Origin of the sequence: Pseudomonas sp. CCC3.1, assembly GCF_034347405.1 — a bacterium.
Classification (GTDB): domain Bacteria; phylum Pseudomonadota; class Gammaproteobacteria; order Pseudomonadales; family Pseudomonadaceae; genus Aquipseudomonas.
The window spans coordinates 5,682,759-5,697,837 of the sequence record NZ_CP133778.1 but is presented as its reverse complement, the minus strand read 5'-3'; the positions used below and the strand labels follow the sequence as shown (position 1 = coordinate 5,697,837).

The following is a 15,079-nucleotide window of genomic DNA, read 5'->3' as shown; positions in this document are numbered from 1 at the left end:
GAACTTAGTTCGTCGCAGTGGTAGTGCCTGGAGCGGGGCCTTCGCTGAACGTGTAGTTGATGACCACGTCATTACGGATCAAAACGTCGAGCGTTTTCTGAATGCCCGTAGTCGTCACCTTCATGGTGACCACGTAGCTCTGGGCATGGGCTGAGCCGTTGGTGTAGGTGTAGATCCACTTTTCGTCAGTCTCGCTGACAGCACTCTTGGCGTAGGGCTCACCAAACAGGGACTTCAACTCAATAGTCGTCGTTTTGCCTTTGGTGATGCTCGCTACACTGGCCGACGGAAAGTCTCGCCCTGCGGTGTAGTGGGACGTAGCGCAACCGCCAAGTGCGACACAGATCCCCATTACTGCGATGAGCTTTTTCATATCCATCCTTGATCGTAGAAAGCTCCAAATCTAGCTGGCATCGAGGCTAAAAGCCATCACCAAGGTGATCAGCTACTTTCGTGCATTCGCAGATAATGCCTTGCACATGTAGCAAGCCGAGCCAGGGTAAAGCCCCCTGAACTGCTCCGTCTGAGAAATAAGAGGTGGGGCAGAGCCTCGTTGATTTACTGCATAGCCCTGCTGCTCAAAAAAGCCTGACGCAGTTGTTGTCAGCAAATGAAATCGAGCGATTCCCTGCTCGGCGGCTTTCGCTTCAATGATCTTAAGCACCGTGACACCGATCCCTTTCGATCTGTATGTCGAGACTACGACCAGGGAACGCAGCAACCCGTCCGTACCATGCGTTTCGAAACCTCCCCATGCGACCGTCTCACTATCCTGTGTGAACTCAAAAAAGGTTCGGCCTGGAAGATCAATACCGTCTCCTAGAAGGTCAGCAGATTTCAGTGCATCGCGAAAGCGCTGCCATTGACCTCCGGCTATTTCCGTTGCCTGGATCATCATCTCTTTGCCCATCCCCTTATCTCCTTTGTGCCGCTTTGTAAGAACTGTCACGGCTCAAGCCGAAGCAGCAGTCATCATATTCGCTTTACCGCATATTCGCTAAAGCGTATATTCGATTTTCCATATGCATCGAGTTTAACCATGAGCCTTGCTATCAAAGTGCTTTTCGTGTGCGTTGCCAACTCAGCCCGATCCCTGCTTGCAGAGGCTTTGCTGCGTCACACCGATCAGCGCTTCGAGGCCTTCAGCGCAGGGTCTGAACCGTCTGAGGTTGATCCGCGCACAACTCAGGCATTGGAGGCTGTTGGAGTCGATGCAACGGGCCTGCGCAGCAAGTCCATCAGCGAGTCTCAAGCTGATCGATTCGATTACGTAATCACTCTTTGTGATAAATCCGCAAGCGAGTGCCTACCAATGCCCAATGCAGGTGAAATCATTGCCTGGGATTTTCCTGACCCAGTAACTAGCGATGATCCTGGCGCATTTCGCCACACGCTCCACGACATCCACGAGCGCATCAAGCTCTTCGTTTTGGTCAAGACCAAACACCTGGAGGATCTATGACAGAACCCTTGAACCCCACCACCTTATTCAAGTGCCTGGCGGATGACACCCGAGCAAAAATTTCGCTGCTTGTCGTCAGTGAAGGTGAGCTGTGTGTATGCGAGCTAACGGCAACACTCGACCTGAGTCAGCCGAAGATTTCTCGTCATTTGGCGCTGCTGCGCTCTGCCGGTTTGTTGTTGGATCGTCGCCAAGGCCAATGGGTGTACTACCGACTGAATCCTGATTTGCCCGCGTGGGTGACTGCAGTTTTGAAGGAAGTGGTAGACGCCAATCAGCAATGGCTGGAAACCGAGGCTAAGCGCCTCTGCGGCATGAACGACCGTCCGATCAACCAAGCCGTGTGTAGCTGATTCACGCCCAACCGGATTAATTAAATGCTGATTGCCGTATTGATCTTTATCGCCACCATTGTCCTTGTCATCTGGCAGCCCAAGGGGCTTGGGGTTGGCTGGAGTGCGATGTTCGGTGCCATCGTGGCGTTGCTGGCAGGTGTCGTTACCCTTGCCGACATACCAGAGGTTTGGCGCATTGTCTGGAATGCCACTGGGACTTTCATCGCGGTCATCATCATTAGTCTGCTGCTTGATGAGGCAGGTTTTTTCAAGTGGGCTGCGCTGCATGTGGCCCGATGGGGAGGCGGGAGCACCCGCAAGCTGTTCGCATTTATCGTCCTGCTGGGCGCAGCGGTGTCGGCCCTGTTCGCTAATGACGGAGCAGCATTGATCCTCACACCCATTGTGATCGCGATGTTGTTGGCGTTGCGTTTTTCTCCTGCGGCTACTTTGGCATTCGTCATGGCAGCCGGTTTTATCGCCGATACGGCGAGCTTACCGCTGGTGGTTTCCAACCTGGTAAACATCGTTTCTGCCGACTACTTCGATATCGGCTTCAACGAATATGCTTCGATCATGGTGCCGGTAAACATCGTCAGCGTGGCGGCGACATTAGCCATGTTGCTGTGGTTTTTCCGCAAAGATCTACCAAAGACCTATGACCTCAATCAACTGGACAATCCGGACGAGGCAATCCACGACCGGGCCACTTTTGTAGCTGGTTGGTGGGTGTTGGCACTACTGCTGATCGGCTTCTTTGTCATTGAGCCATTGGGGGTGCCAATCAGCGCCATTGCAGCAGTTTGTGCATTCATTCTTTACGTCATCGCGGCTCGTGGTCACGCCATCAACACAGGCAAGGTGCTCAAAGAGGCGCCATGGCAGGTGGTGATTTTTTCTTTGGGTATGTACCTGGTTGTATATGGCCTGAAGAACGCCGGCCTGACCGACCACATCGCGCAGATCCTGAACGTGTTCGCCGGTTATGGCGTTTGGGGCGCGTCCCTTGGTACAGGGCTGCTAACAGCGTTGCTGTCTTCGATCATGAACAACATGCCCACCGTTTTGGTAGGCGCCTTATCCATTCATGCCGCCGAAGTCGATGGTGTAGTCCAGCAAGCGATGGTTTACGCCAACATCATCGGCTGCGACTTGGGCCCGAAGATCACCCCAATTGGGAGCTTGGCAACTCTGTTGTGGCTGCACGTGCTCGCCCGGAAAAACATAACGATCAGCTGGGGTTACTACTTCAAGACCGGGATCGTGCTGACCGTGCCCATCCTCGTCGCCACATTGTCCGCCCTGGCACTGCGCCTCAGTTTCTGAATCAAGGAATCGTCTGATGAAAGTCTTGTTCATGTGCACTCACAACAGCTGCCGCAGCATTCTGTCCGAGGCGCTTTTCAACCATTTGGCGCCCGAGGGTGTAGAAGCAGTCAGCTCAGGAAGCTTTCCTAGTGGCCGGGTGAATCAACGGGCATTGCAAACGCTGGAGGCGGAGGGTATCTCCACTGTGGGCTTGAGCAGCAAGGCTTCGGATGCTTTTGAAGGCTCGCCTCCAGACATCGTGATCACTGTCTGCGACCGGGCAGCGGGTGAAGCGTGCCCAATCTTCTTTGGGCCAGCTTTGAAGGCGCATTGGGGGCTGGCCGACCCGTCTGAGGCTAGCGGGTCGGAAGCCGAGATCACCGCAGCGTTTGAAGCCACACTGGCCAAAATTCACGAGCGGGTGAGTGCGTTTCTTATGCTGCCGCTCAAGACCATGAGCCCTGACCAGCTCAAAGCTGAACTGAACCGCATCGGTTCGCTTTAAAGATCAACCGAGGCGGCGTCCTAGCCGGCGCCGTGGTAGGAGTTTATATGCAAGACACATTGCCGAACGTACACACCGACCTAATCGACATTCCGTCGCTGGAGCAACTGGAGCCGCGTATACCGTCACTCCATAAGCCTCGAATTCTGCTTTTGTACGGATCGACGCGAGAGCGCTCTTTCAGCCGTATGGTAACTCAGGAAGCAGCCCGTTTGCTGGAGAAGTTTGGCGCCGAAACCAAAACCTTCGACCCCTCGGGTTTGCCGCTTCCGGATGACGCTCCCGATACACATCCCAAGGTCACTGAGCTGCGCGAGCTGATGCAATGGTCTGAGGGACAGGTGTGGTGCTCCCCTGAGCGTCACGGCTCCATGAGTGCAGTATTCAAAGCCCAAATTGACTGGGTTCCGCTTGCGATAGGTGCTGTACGACCTACGCAAGGAAAGACCCTTGCAGTGATGCAGGTCTGTGGCGGTTCCCAATCCTTCAACGTGGTTAACCAACTGCGGGTACTTGGACGGTGGATGCGGATGTTTACCATCCCTAACCAGTCTTCCGTGGCCAAGGCGTTCACCGAGTTCGATGAAGCAGGCCGTATGAAACCTTCCTCGTACTACGACCGTCTCGTGGACGTGATGGAAGAACTGATGAAGTTCACCCTGCTGTTGCGGGATCGCCAGGATTATTTGGTTGATCGGTACTCCGAGCGTAAAGAGTCCGCCGAAGAGCTGTCCAAACGCGTCAACCAGCGCTCCATCTAACGTCAGCACGAGGAAGCGATATGAGCCAGATCACGATCTACCACAACCCCGAATGCGGCACTTCTCGCAATACCTTGGAGCTGATCCGTAATAGCGGGGAAGAACCGACGGTTATCGAGTACCTGAAGACCCCGCCTGATCGCACCACACTTGCCAGGCTCATCGGGGATATGGGTATCGGGGTGCGGGCTCTTTTGCGTATCAAAGGAACTCCGTACGAAGAGCTGGGATTGGGTGATGCATCGCTGACGGACGAAAAGCTCATCGATGCCATGATGGCTCACCCTATCCTGATCAATCGCCCCATCGTCGTGGCGCCTTTGGGGACACGCTTGTGTCGTCCCTCAGAGGCAGTCCTCGACCTGTTACCGCAAGAGCAGCGTGGGAGTTTCGTCAAAGAGGATGGCCAAGTGGTCATTGATGAGCACGGTCGCAGAGTCTGATACGACGACGGTGAGGTGCCGCGATTGAGCCTGGAGGATGCTGGTGATTCAGAATTCGAAACTTGATGTTGTGGTTATCGGCGGTGGTCAATCCGCGCTGACAGTCGCCTATTTTTTGAAGCGGACAAGCTTGTCTTACGTGCTGCTCGATGCGGAGTCGGCACCAGGAGGAGCCTGGCGGCATGGCTGGGATTCGTTGCGACTCTTCTCTCCATCGGCATGGAGCTCGATTGCAGGCTGGCCGATGCCTGCCGTATCAGAAGAAACGCCTCACCGTGATGATGTTATCGACTATCTGACTCTGTACGAGCGTCGATATGACTTCCCCATCATGCGATCCACCAGGGTGACCCGTGTCGAGAAAATCGAAGAAGGATTACGGGTTGTCTCCGGGGATAGAAACTGGGATGCCAAAGCGGTTATCAGTGCAACAGGCACCTGGAGCCGCCCATTTACCCCGAGCTATCCCGGACAGGAGTTGTTCGTAGGGCAGCAGCTTCATTCCGCTCATTACGTTGGGCCGGATGAGTTTGAGGGGAAAGCCGTCCTTGTCGTGGGTGGTGGCAACTCGGGAGCCCAGATTTACGCCGAGGTTTCTAAAGTGGGTCAGGCAACCTGGGTAACTCAAGAGGCCCCAAAGTTTCTACCTGATGAGGTTGATGGGCGTGTCCTGTTCGAACGAGCTACTGCTCGATTGAAGGCGCAACAGGATGGCGTGGAGCCTGAAAACCCCGCTGGGGGGCTGGGCGACATCGTAATGGTGCCATCGGTGAAGGACGCTCGTGAACGCGGTGTATTGAGCGCAGTACGGCCATTCACGCACTTCACTTCAACAGGCGTTGTCTGGTCATCAGGAGACGAAACAGCGGTGGATGTCGTCATCTGGTGCACTGGGTTTTCTCCAGCGCTCGACCACCTGAACAGCCTGGGCATTGTAGGCCAGGATGGCAAAGTGGCTGTGAACGAAAACCGGAGTGTTGCTTCACCCAGTCTGTGGCTGGTGGGTTACGGCGATTGGACGGGGCTCGCCTCTGCGACATTGATCGGAGTAACCCGCACCGCTCGAGATGTAGTCAACCAAGTCCAAAGCTATCTCACTAGCGAATCCTGATGGCTCGCGACGCAAATCGAGTGTACCTACTGTGATGCGGCTTCAAGCTCAGGAAAGAGGATAGGCTCCAGTGGCGGAGTTGCCTGGCACAGCCCGAGCCGCCAGTAGCCGACGTCGTGCCATTTCCCAAGCTTGAAGCCTACCTCCGGATATGTGCCGATATGGACGAATCCCAGCGACTCGTGCAGCCCCACACTGCCTTCATTGGGCTGTGCGATTCCGGCATAAGCTGCACGAAAGCACTGTTTTTCAAGGATCGGAAGCAAGGTCTCATAGAGTTCACGGCCAACACCCTGACGGCGAGCCGATTCGGCTATGTACACCGTTACGTCAACGGCCCATCGGTATGCCGGACGTGCACGGTGTTGGCTGGCATAGGCGTAGCCCTTGATCTCCCCACCTTCTTCGGCCACCAGGTAGGGATATGTCTGAAGTGTCGTCGCTATTCGCTGAGCGATTTCCTCAGCGCTTGGCGGAATCTCTTCGAACGAGATCGCCGTTGTCGAAACGATGGGAGCGTAAATACGCTGGATAGCTTGTGCATCTGCAACAACTGCAGCGCGAATTGTGACTGGCATGTAAGTCGTCCATGAATAAGAATTTGAACATTACCTTTCCCGGATCAGTTTTCGCCATTAGCCCATTTGAAAAAAATGCGCAGTCTGAAATCTGAGTACCTCACCTGGGGACTTCTCTTTCGTCTAGTTCTAGCTCAGACCGTAGAAGGCTAATCGCGAAATTCAGGTCGCAATGCATGTTCTCAGTTCTGCCCCCTTCGGCTCATCAAATCCATCGGCTGCATCAACAACTCAGCACACTGTAAGCGTGCGCTAAACAACCCGTCCTGACGGAATCGCTTAGTCGACCTCAAAACTCAATGCCGAGTAACCATCCGAGGAGACCTCCCGCCAGGACGACCAACCATGGAGGAGCCTTCCAGAACATCAAAGCCACAAGCGCTATCAGCGCTAAGCCAAAGTCTGCAGGAATCAATATGGCGCTCGTCCAGACTGGGTTATACAAGGCCGCCAGGAGAAGGCCCACAACTGCTGCGTTTACGCCTGAAAGTGCAGCTTGGGTGCGTAAGCTTTTCCGCAGTTGCTCCCAAAATGGCAGCACGCCGATTACGAGCAAGAACGAAGGAGCAAAAATAGCAATGACGCAGGCAGTAGCCCCGAGCCAACCAGAAGGTTGGGCACTCATGGACGCGCCAAGAAATGCTGCGAAGGTAAAAAGCGGGCCTGGTACGGCCTGTGCTAAACCATATCCGGCAAGAAACGTGTCATTGGCTACCCATCCGTTCGGTACGGTCGCCGACTGAAGCAACGGCAGCACAACATGCCCACCTCCGAAAACTAATGACCCAGCGCGGAAGAAGGCGTTTACCACAGCTAATGCTTGTGAGGGCCACAGCTGAACCAGCAATGGCAGACCAACTAACAAGCCGAGGAACACCAGCAAAGACACCACACCGACTTTCCTACTCACCGATACCGGCAAAGACTCCGTAGCCTGGTTCTGATCGGTTCTGAAGAGGATCAATCCTATGATGGCGCCGAAGAAAATCACGCCGATCTGTCCCCAGGCATGCGGCCAAAGGAGTGCAGCATAAGCAGCAAACACGGCGATAGTTATTCGAGGCGCGTCAGTGCAAAGACTACGGCCCATACCCCAGACGGCTTGAGCAACGACAGCCACCGCGACAATTTTAAGACCGTGCAAAAGACCGCTCGGAAACGCGCCTCCCCACGCGGACATACCCTGAGCGAATAAAACCAGGATTATTGCCGAAGGCAATGTGAAACCTGCCCACGCAGCGACTGCTCCAAGAAACCCGGCGCGAGATAGTCCTAAACCTATGCCAACCTGGCTACTGGCGGGCCCCGGCAAGAACTGGCATAGGGCAATCAAATCCCCATAACTGCGCTCGCTCAGCCATTGGCGTCGAGCAACGAATTCTTCGCGAAAGTAAGCTAGATGCGCAATCGGGCCTCCAAAAGAGGTGAGTCCTAGTCGCAGGAACACCAGAAAAACCGTCCAAGGGGAGTCAGTCTTGACCACCGTTGCACTACCTTCGGCTGACAATATTCACCCCTCCCAAAATGATTGCGGTACGAAACCAAATACTATGGAGCCAACTAAACATGGGCTAAACGATGGCCTTCCTTAGACATACGAGGCTAACCCTGCGAGTGAATGTGAACTTGGTTTCATAATGTACCAACCTAATCGAAAAGCCAGCTAGAGACCTAAGCGGGTCTCGCGAGATACTTAAGGCTATCCCCTCGCATCACTCGCAAACTTTGCTCAAAAACCTGCTCTTCAGCTAGCTCTCTTTCAGCATTCAATGCTCGTGGAGCTTGACACGGAGTCGCAATCAACGGCGGCTTCAATGTATACTGACGGTTCTGCATACCCTTTGAGCTACAGGAACATCAGCATGACTGTACTCCAAACGATCTACTGGCAGCCTACGCCGCCTTAGCGCTACGCCCCCTCGCAACACCTTGCTTCCGCTAGCTTCGCTCGCGGGTGCGCACTGCTGTACGCCCGGTTTTACACCTAAAGCACACAGCGAAAAAATCCTCAAAATTTGAATTTGTATCGATTCGCTCGCCGTCCGTTTGGCGTGCGCGATGCTTTGCCTTGGATATTTCTATGCTGCAAAAAATTAAACAAACGTGGTTTTCCAACGTTCGCGGAGACGTGCTCGCGGGAATCGTAGTCGCACTCGCGCTGATTCCGGAAGCTATTGCCTTTTCCATCATCGCCGGCGTCGACCCTAAGGTCGGCCTCTACGCATCCTTCTGTATCTGTGCCGTGATTGCCTTCATCGGCGGTCGCCCTGGCATGATCTCGGCGGCTACCGGTGCCATGGCACTGCTCATGGTTACCTTGGTAAAAGATCACGGGCTTCAGTATCTGCTGGCCGCAACCTTGCTCTGTGGGGTTCTTCAGATACTTGCTGGATATCTCAAGCTGGGCTCACTGATGCGCTTTGTCTCGCGCTCAGTAGTCACAGGCTTTGTGAATGCACTGGCGATTCTGATTTTCATGGCGCAGCTGCCCGAACTCACCAACGTAACCTGGCACGTCTACGCCATGACCGCAGCGGGCCTCGGAATCATCTACCTGTTTCCGTATATACCGAAGATCGGCAAGCTGATTCCTTCGCCGCTGGTGTGCATCCTGACACTGACCGCTATCGCGATTTACCTGGGGTTGGATATCCGCACCGTAGGTGACATGGGCCAATTGCCGGACACGCTGCCGATTTTCCTGTGGCCTGAAGTCCCGCTGAACTTTGAGACTCTGCGGATCATCTTCCCGTACTCAGCAGCGCTTGCCGTTGTAGGCCTACTGGAGTCCATGATGACCGCGACCATCGTCGATGACCTGACCGATACCACCAGTAACAAAAACCGGGAGTGCAAAGGCCAGGGCGTTGCCAATATCGCAGCAGGGATGCTCGGTGGTATGGCCGGCTGCGCCATGATTGGCCAGTCGATCATCAACGTGAAGTCTGGTGGCCGCACCCGTCTCTCGACATTGTGTGCCGGCGTTTTTCTGCTGCTGATGGTGGTGTTCCTTGGCGAATGGCTCTCCAAAATCCCCATGGCGGCACTCGTCGCTGTGATGATAATGGTGTCCATCGGCACCTTCAGCTGGGATTCCTTGCGCAATCTGAAAGAGCATCCGCTGTCGACCAACCTTGTCATGGTGGCGACCGTCGTGGTCGTCGTGGCCACTCACAACCTTGCATACGGCGTACTGGTAGGTGTGCTGCTGGCCTCCCTCTTCTTTGCCAATAAGGCCGGGCACTACCTGGATATCAAGAGCACTCTGGAAGAGACGGAATCACATCGCACTTACCATGTTGTGGGCCAAGTGTTCTTCAGCTCAGCAGACAAATTCACCAACGTTTTTGACTTCAAGGAAGCCCTGAACAAAGTCACCATCGACCTGACCCAAGCCCATTTCTGGGATATCACTTCGGTTGCAGCGCTGGATAAGGTGGTTATCAAATTCCGCCGCGAAGGCGCAGAGGTTGAAGTGCTCGGTCTCAATGAAGCCAGCGCAACAATCGTCGACCGCTTCGGCGTGCATGACAAACCCGATGCCATCTACAAGCTCATGAGCCACTAAGGAGAACGACAATGACCCACGTAATGGCCTGCATTGATAACTCACAATCCTCATTGGCGGTCTGCGACTACGCAGCATGGGCGTCGCAACAACTTAACGCGCCCCTTACCTTGCTGCATGTATTGGATGAGGAGAAATACCCCGCATCTGCAGACCTGAGCGGTAATATCGGCCTTGGCAGTCGAGAGCATCTGCTGGAGGAGCTGGCTACATTGGATGCCCAGCGCGCCAGGCTTGCTCTGGAGCAAGGTCAACACATGCTTGAAAAGGCCAGGGAGCGAACGGTCATTTGCGGAGCTGCATTTCCTGAGCTAAAGCAGCGCCACGGACACTTGATAGAAAGCCTGGTTGATCTTCAGGACGATATTCGACTCTTGGTCATTGGACGAGTGGGTGAGGACAGCACACGTAGAGTGCACAGCCTTGGCAGCCAAATTGAAGCTGTCGTGCGCACAATTCACCGTCCAATTTTGATCACGAGCAGCAGCTATAAAAAGCCAGAAAAAGTAATGCTCGCTTTTGACGGCAGCCCCACAGCCCACAAAACCGTTGAGCTGCTTGCCGCCAGCCAGCTCTGCAAAAATCTACCAATTCATCTCGTTATGGTTGGCGCTGACTCGGAAGGCAACCGAGAAGCGTTGGAGAAAGCCCAGAGCACGCTCATGAGTGCTGGCTTTGTCGTCCAAGCTCAGATCGTAAAGGGGGAAGTGGAAGCGGCGCTCCACGTGTATCAGGCCGAGCACGGAATTGATCTGCTAGTCATGGGGGCCTACGGCCACTCGCGCATCAGACAATTTCTGGTAGGTAGCACAACTACAACCATGCTCCGCACAGCTACCATGCCGGTATTGCTGCTCCGCTGAATTGACTCGCCTGACCGCAGTGTTTCCAACACTCTGGAAACACTGCGGTCATCCTAGTTAATGAATATCTGAACATGTCCTGTTGAGACCTCATGCAACTCATTACTGAAATCCTTCACCCGGATCTGAAATCTATACAAGGGAAAGTATTCCGTCGTCATGCCGCACGCGGAATCGTGTTGCGGAACGAACAGATCCTGTTGCTGTTCACTGAGCGCTATAACGACTTTAGCTTTCCTGGGGGCGGCCTTGATGCTGGCGAGGACATTATCGTAGGTCTTAAGCGTGAGCTTGAGGAAGAGACTGGTGCACGCGAGATTCGGGTGCTCCAGCACTACGGTTACATCGAGGAGTACCGGCCCTATTGGAAGCCACAGTACGATCTGATGCACATGACCTCGCATTTTTATCAATGCGAAGTCGCGCCCCAGCTAGCGCCCGTGAGAATGGAAAGCCACGAAATCGCTAATGGTATGCGGCCTGTCTGGATCAACCTGCATGAAGCCATAACGCATAATGAAGCCGTGATGCAGCGTCAGGAGTCATCGATGGGGCAGTCCATTCAGCGCGAAACGTTCATGCTGAAAAAAGTCGCGTCCGAGTTGCTGATGTCAACCAGCCGATGAGAAGACGTCTCGGCAGCCTTTGTTGCGACGTCCGCAGACCACAATGACCAGTAGATTCAGAAAAGGAGGCCATATGAACCTCCTTTTTGAATTTTATAAGTCCTTATGCAACTGTCTTTGCGTGAGTCTCATTCGACTGATACGGAGATGATCTCAACGGCTCTGAGGGACTTAAGCTACTCACCGCATCAAGCTTGCAAACCTGTTCGTGTGAAAGGCGTACGTCTAAAGCACCGAGGTTATCGGTAAGTTGCTGCTCTGAGCGTGGCCCTATGATCGGTACCGCCCCATGTGTGCCAGCCCAAGCAATAGCAATCTGACTAGCACTCACGCCTAATTCGCTCGCAATCTCCAAAACAGTGTCCAGTATCAATGTGCGCTGTGCTGAATTTTCTGCCTGAAATACTTTTCCACCAAAACCTTCGGCGCGTCCTTTTTCACCTTGGCGATATTTACCGGTCAGCATGCCGCCTCCCAACGGAGACCAAGTGACTATGCCGAGACCCAGGGCGTTTGACGCCTGGAAGAGGTCTGCTTCGGGCTCACGATGCACCAAGCTGTGTTCAAACTGAGCCGCTGCAATAGGCAGCGCGTTGGTGAGTTCGGCCAGTGTGACCGCGCGGGAAAGTCGCCATGCTGGGAAATTAGAGAGTCCTGCGTAAAGGATTTTCCCTGCACGTGCCAGATCTTCAAAGCCTCTGACGATTTCCTCGACCGGCGTCACGCCATCTGGGTGATGCGCCCAGTAGATATCTATCCGGTCTGTCTTCAGGCGCCTCAGGCTGGCTTCTACCGATGTCACCAAAGCCCTACGACTGTTACCTGTGGCGAGCCGATTAGCGTTGGCTGCTGCTCCGTTGGTAAATTTTGTGGCGAGGACGAACTCATCGCGTCGTCCTTGGAGTAGAGTTCCGAGCAACTCCTCGGACTGACCAAATTGATAAGCGTCTGCCGTGTCAATGAAGTTACCACCTGCTTCAGCGTAAGCATTAAATATTGCCTTGCTGGAGTCGGGATCTGCTCCATAACCCCAGCCAGTGCCGAAGTTGCCTGTGCCGAGCGCGAGTTCCGAAACGCTGAGCCCGGTACTGCCGAACGATTTGTAGTTCATATCTATCTCCACATAGAACGCTATGTTGATTGAGTCCAAGATCAAAGCAGTTGGTACTTAGCTGTTACGGATCGAGCATTAAACTGCGCCACACAATGTTGACCGGATTTTGGAGGCTGCTGGAAACAGGATTCTCCTGAGCGCCCGAAGGTTGTTCCAGTGGCGCATTCGTCACATTTCCTTTTAACGCTTCTAGTTTTTCATCGTCAGCATTTAATGCTTGCTGTCGATTGGTTGAGTCGTCGTTGGGCAATATAGGGGCACTGGTCAACAAATCGGTTGCAGAGATTTCCATGAGCGCATCCTCAGGGCGTATGCACCCTTCCGGAGATTTCTCCCCAGTAGTTAGAACAACGGCCAAGCCCTTTTCTTTAAAGTTTTTATGTCCCATTTACTGTCTTACCCAAGGGCGGGTTACGCGACGGTGATGACTACTTTTCCCTTTGATCGCCCTTGTTCTAAGTACGTGAGTGCATCAGCGGTTGAGGCGAATGGATAGACTTTATCGATAATCGGTTTGATTGCGCCCGATTCGACCAATGCAGTAATTTCACTTAGTTGTGCGCCGTCTGAGCGCATGAAAACGAATGAGTATTTCACCCCGGTTTTGCGAGACGCTCTACGGATGCCAAGGCTAAGCAAACGTAGGATTGGCTTGACGGCCCAAGACAGCCCCTGCGCCTCTCCGAACTCAGGCGTCGGCGGGCCAGAGATGGATATGAGCTGACCTCCAGGCTTGAGGCACTGCAGTGATTTTTTGAGAGTGTCTGCATTCAGGCTGTTAAGTACGACGTCGTAGCCGTCTAGGACAGTCTCGAAATTCTGTTTTTTATAATCAATTACTATGTCTGCCCCAAGCGCTTTTACCCACTCAACGTTCGACGTGCTTGTGGTAGTAGCAACGAAAGCGCCCAGGTGCTTGGCAAGTTGAATAGCAATGCTCCCCACACCTCCCGAGCCCGCGTGAATCAGCACCTTTTGGCCCTTCTTCAAGTGGGCACATTCCACTAGAACCTGCCATGCCGTCAGCGCTACCAAGGGTAGCGAGGCCGCTTGTTCCATACTGACGTTCCGAGGTTTCAGCGCTAAAGATTTCTGATTTACAGAAATAAACTCGGCAAAAGTCCCAATACGATTCTGCGGAGGCCGCGCATACACTTCGTCGCCGGCTTTGAACTGGCGAACACCAGGCCCGACGCGAACCACAACGCCGGCCAAATCATTCCCCAATATCAAAGGAAATTTGTAAGGAAGAATTTGTTTGAATTCTCCTGTTCTGATCTTGGAGTCCAGAAGATTGACGCTTGTGGCCTTTATTTGAACCAAAACGTCGTTGGTGCCTACAACCGGATCAGGTAATTCACCGATACGTCCACCGCTCTTACCATATCGTTCGATAAAAAAAGCTTTCATGATGATGTAACTCTTAAAAGATGAGCGTGGGCGTGGAAGCTGGCGATACCTAACTGCCTTGAGGTTCTTATTCAGGAGTCTAGGAATGCCAAGGCTTTGGTGACGAAGTCAGCGTGGTACTGAAAAATTCCGCCATGCCCAGCGTCCTCGTAGATAATCAGCTTCGAGTTTGGGATGCGTCGCGCCAACTCAGTCGAGTTCACAGTGGGCACCATGATGTCGCTGTCACCGTTGGCAATCAGTGTTGGAGTCTTTATGAGACTGAGATCTTGGGGCATCTGGCGACCCCATGCGGTGATTGCCTTGAGTTGTCGCAAGAAAGCTGATGGGGTTGGGCCTTTATCACGCTCTTTTTTTCGCTCTTTCAGCCGCTTCAAAAACGCGTGCGCGGCTTTCTGACCATTAGCCGACTGAGTGAAGAAAAGATAAAACTTAGGATCGCGAAATGTAATAAGCCCCTTCAGCATCAAAAGCCACGAGACAGACCACACTTTGTCGATGCCTTGGCCGCCCGCTGGCCCTGTTCCGGTCAGAATGAGCTTTCGCACTAGCTCGGGGGCTTTCAATGCAATTTCCTGTGCCACGAACCCGCCCAGTGAAAAGCCCAGAAGGTCGACTTTCTGAAATCCTAGCGTGCGTATTAAGGCGATTGCGTCGCTTGCCATTTCACTGATGGTCAAAGGGGCAGTGCCACCAGAAGCGCCGATTCCTCGATAGTCGATGGCAATGATGCGTCGGTTATGAGCCAAACCATCAACGATGCGAGGGTCGAAGTTATCCAAGACTGCGCCCCAGTGATTCAACAGAACAAGTGGCGCACCTTCTCTAGGCCCCACGTCCCGGTAGGCAAATGTTGTTCCTTCGACATTGACCCACAGATTCGCGGTACGGGTGTACAGCGTTTGCGATTCAGTGGGACGAGTTTTGGCTTCAGTGATCATGTGCACACCGTGCCCGGGGGCAGATAGGTGAGTAAAGAAAGTGCGCAACAAACA

At 53.6% G+C, this 15,079-nt stretch carries 18 protein-coding genes; 10 read left to right on the top strand and 8 right to left on the bottom strand.

The genetic code is table 11. The features are described 5' to 3' along the window. Positions 1-4 precede the first annotated feature (4 nt). Positions 5-373, bottom strand: coding sequence for a hypothetical protein (locus RHM56_RS25135; RefSeq protein WP_032894891.1), 369 nt, complete (start codon positions 371-373; stop codon positions 5-7). A 72-nt stretch (positions 374-445) separates the two neighbouring features. Beyond that, positions 446-910 (bottom strand): arsenic resistance N-acetyltransferase ArsN2, encoded by a 465-nt coding sequence (gene arsN2, locus RHM56_RS25130; RefSeq protein ID WP_032894889.1) that lies wholly within the window; start codon positions 908-910, stop codon positions 446-448. 129 nt (positions 911-1,039) lie between these two features. Between arsN2 and RHM56_RS25125 the strand changes: the two genes are divergently transcribed. Genes RHM56_RS25125 through RHM56_RS25095 form a run of 7 tightly spaced genes read left to right on the top strand, consistent with a single transcriptional unit; the run spans position 1,040 to position 5,925 of the window. Continuing rightward, positions 1,040-1,462 (top strand): arsenate reductase ArsC, encoded by a 423-nt coding sequence (locus RHM56_RS25125; RefSeq protein WP_032894887.1) that lies wholly within the window; start codon positions 1,040-1,042, stop codon positions 1,460-1,462. Further along, positions 1,459-1,815, top strand: a complete 357-nt coding sequence (locus RHM56_RS25120; protein WP_322237035.1) for a metalloregulator ArsR/SmtB family transcription factor — start codon at positions 1,459-1,461, stop codon at positions 1,813-1,815. Before RHM56_RS25125 ends, RHM56_RS25120 begins: the two co-directional genes overlap by 4 nt. Positions 1,816-1,839: 24 nt before the next feature. After that, on the top strand, positions 1,840-3,123 hold the full coding sequence (locus RHM56_RS25115) for an arsenic transporter (RefSeq protein ID WP_032894883.1): 1,284 nt from the start codon (positions 1,840-1,842) through the stop codon (positions 3,121-3,123). Between the two features lie 16 nt (positions 3,124-3,139). Further along, positions 3,140-3,610, top strand: coding sequence for an arsenate reductase ArsC (locus RHM56_RS25110; protein WP_032894881.1), 471 nt, complete (start codon positions 3,140-3,142; stop codon positions 3,608-3,610). Between the two features lie 47 nt (positions 3,611-3,657). Further along, entirely contained in the window at positions 3,658-4,371 is a 714-nt protein-coding gene (gene arsH, locus RHM56_RS25105) for an arsenical resistance protein ArsH (RefSeq protein ID WP_032894879.1), read from the top strand. A gap of 20 nt (positions 4,372-4,391) precedes the next feature. Then, complete coding sequence (arsC, locus tag RHM56_RS25100; RefSeq protein ID WP_032894877.1) at positions 4,392-4,814, top strand: arsenate reductase (glutaredoxin); 423 nt, start codon at positions 4,392-4,394, stop codon at positions 4,812-4,814. A gap of 37 nt (positions 4,815-4,851) precedes the next feature. Next, positions 4,852-5,925 carry an ArsO family NAD(P)H-dependent flavin-containing monooxygenase gene (locus RHM56_RS25095; protein WP_032894876.1) on the top strand — a complete coding sequence of 358 codons (1,074 nt, stop codon included), beginning with the start codon at positions 4,852-4,854 and terminating at the stop codon, positions 5,923-5,925. A 26-nt stretch (positions 5,926-5,951) separates the two neighbouring features. Here the strand turns inward: RHM56_RS25095 and RHM56_RS25090 are convergent, their stop codons facing one another. Then, positions 5,952-6,503 (bottom strand): arsinothricin resistance N-acetyltransferase ArsN1 family B, encoded by a 552-nt coding sequence (locus RHM56_RS25090; RefSeq protein ID WP_032894875.1) that lies wholly within the window; start codon positions 6,501-6,503, stop codon positions 5,952-5,954. Positions 6,504-6,792: 289 nt separating this feature from the next. Beyond that, on the bottom strand, positions 6,793-8,013 hold the full coding sequence (gene chrA / locus RHM56_RS25085) for a chromate efflux transporter (RefSeq protein WP_416194930.1): 1,221 nt from the start codon (positions 8,011-8,013) through the stop codon (positions 6,793-6,795). A 570-nt stretch (positions 8,014-8,583) separates the two neighbouring features. Between chrA and RHM56_RS25080 the strand changes: the two genes are divergently transcribed. From RHM56_RS25080 to RHM56_RS25070, 3 genes are all read left to right on the top strand, one after another. Beyond that, the gene (locus RHM56_RS25080; protein WP_032894873.1) at positions 8,584-10,071 is read left to right on the top strand and encodes a SulP family inorganic anion transporter; all 1,488 of its coding nucleotides are present in this window, start codon (positions 8,584-8,586) and stop codon (positions 10,069-10,071) included. 11 nt (positions 10,072-10,082) lie between these two features. Then, positions 10,083-10,934 carry a universal stress protein gene (locus RHM56_RS25075; protein WP_032894871.1) on the top strand — a complete coding sequence of 284 codons (852 nt, stop codon included), beginning with the start codon at positions 10,083-10,085 and terminating at the stop codon, positions 10,932-10,934. A gap of 92 nt (positions 10,935-11,026) precedes the next feature. After that, positions 11,027-11,560: an NUDIX hydrolase gene (locus RHM56_RS25070; protein WP_032894870.1), complete on the top strand. Its 534-nt coding sequence runs from the start codon at positions 11,027-11,029 to the stop codon at positions 11,558-11,560. 103 nt (positions 11,561-11,663) lie between these two features. On the opposite strand, the gene RHM56_RS25065 is transcribed toward RHM56_RS25070, so the two are convergent. The 4 genes from RHM56_RS25065 to RHM56_RS25050 all read right to left on the bottom strand — a co-directional run bounded on the left by RHM56_RS25065 (position 11,664) and on the right by RHM56_RS25050 (position 15,025). Beyond that, positions 11,664-12,671: an aldo/keto reductase gene (locus RHM56_RS25065; RefSeq protein ID WP_032894869.1), complete on the bottom strand. Its 1,008-nt coding sequence runs from the start codon at positions 12,669-12,671 to the stop codon at positions 11,664-11,666. A gap of 64 nt (positions 12,672-12,735) precedes the next feature. Beyond that, on the bottom strand, positions 12,736-12,966 hold the full coding sequence (locus RHM56_RS25060; RefSeq protein ID WP_144420576.1) for a hypothetical protein: 231 nt from the start codon (positions 12,964-12,966) through the stop codon (positions 12,736-12,738). Positions 12,967-13,085: 119 nt separating this feature from the next. Beyond that, the gene (locus RHM56_RS25055; RefSeq protein WP_032894867.1) at positions 13,086-14,084 is read right to left on the bottom strand and encodes an NADP-dependent oxidoreductase; all 999 of its coding nucleotides are present in this window, start codon (positions 14,082-14,084) and stop codon (positions 13,086-13,088) included. 71 nt (positions 14,085-14,155) lie between these two features. Next, complete coding sequence (locus RHM56_RS25050; RefSeq protein WP_047338273.1) at positions 14,156-15,025, bottom strand: alpha/beta fold hydrolase; 870 nt, start codon at positions 15,023-15,025, stop codon at positions 14,156-14,158. Positions 15,026-15,079 lie beyond the last annotated feature (54 nt).

Coding starts and splice junctions, on each gene's coding strand:
- RHM56_RS25135 (WP_032894891.1), bottom strand. CDS start 373: ATGAAAAAGCTCATCGCAGTAATGGGGATCTGTGTCGCACTTGGCGGT.
- arsN2 (WP_032894889.1), bottom strand. CDS start 910: ATGGGCAAAGAGATGATGATCCAGGCAACGGAAATAGCCGGAGGTCAA.
- RHM56_RS25125 (WP_032894887.1), top strand. CDS start 1,040: ATGAGCCTTGCTATCAAAGTGCTTTTCGTGTGCGTTGCCAACTCAGCC.
- RHM56_RS25120 (WP_322237035.1), top strand. CDS start 1,459: ATGACAGAACCCTTGAACCCCACCACCTTATTCAAGTGCCTGGCGGAT.
- RHM56_RS25115 (WP_032894883.1), top strand. CDS start 1,840: ATGCTGATTGCCGTATTGATCTTTATCGCCACCATTGTCCTTGTCATC.
- RHM56_RS25110 (WP_032894881.1), top strand. CDS start 3,140: ATGAAAGTCTTGTTCATGTGCACTCACAACAGCTGCCGCAGCATTCTG.
- arsH (WP_032894879.1), top strand. CDS start 3,658: ATGCAAGACACATTGCCGAACGTACACACCGACCTAATCGACATTCCG.
- arsC (WP_032894877.1), top strand. CDS start 4,392: ATGAGCCAGATCACGATCTACCACAACCCCGAATGCGGCACTTCTCGC.
- RHM56_RS25095 (WP_032894876.1), top strand. CDS start 4,852: ATGCTGGTGATTCAGAATTCGAAACTTGATGTTGTGGTTATCGGCGGT.
- RHM56_RS25090 (WP_032894875.1), bottom strand. CDS start 6,503: ATGCCAGTCACAATTCGCGCTGCAGTTGTTGCAGATGCACAAGCTATC.
- RHM56_RS25080 (WP_032894873.1), top strand. CDS start 8,584: ATGCTGCAAAAAATTAAACAAACGTGGTTTTCCAACGTTCGCGGAGAC.
- RHM56_RS25075 (WP_032894871.1), top strand. CDS start 10,083: ATGACCCACGTAATGGCCTGCATTGATAACTCACAATCCTCATTGGCG.
- RHM56_RS25070 (WP_032894870.1), top strand. CDS start 11,027: ATGCAACTCATTACTGAAATCCTTCACCCGGATCTGAAATCTATACAA.
- RHM56_RS25065 (WP_032894869.1), bottom strand. CDS start 12,671: ATGAACTACAAATCGTTCGGCAGTACCGGGCTCAGCGTTTCGGAACTC.
- RHM56_RS25060 (WP_144420576.1), bottom strand. CDS start 12,966: ATGGAAATCTCTGCAACCGATTTGTTGACCAGTGCCCCTATATTGCCC.
- RHM56_RS25055 (WP_032894867.1), bottom strand. CDS start 14,084: ATGAAAGCTTTTTTTATCGAACGATATGGTAAGAGCGGTGGACGTATC.
- RHM56_RS25050 (WP_047338273.1), bottom strand. CDS start 15,025: ATGATCACTGAAGCCAAAACTCGTCCCACTGAATCGCAAACGCTGTAC.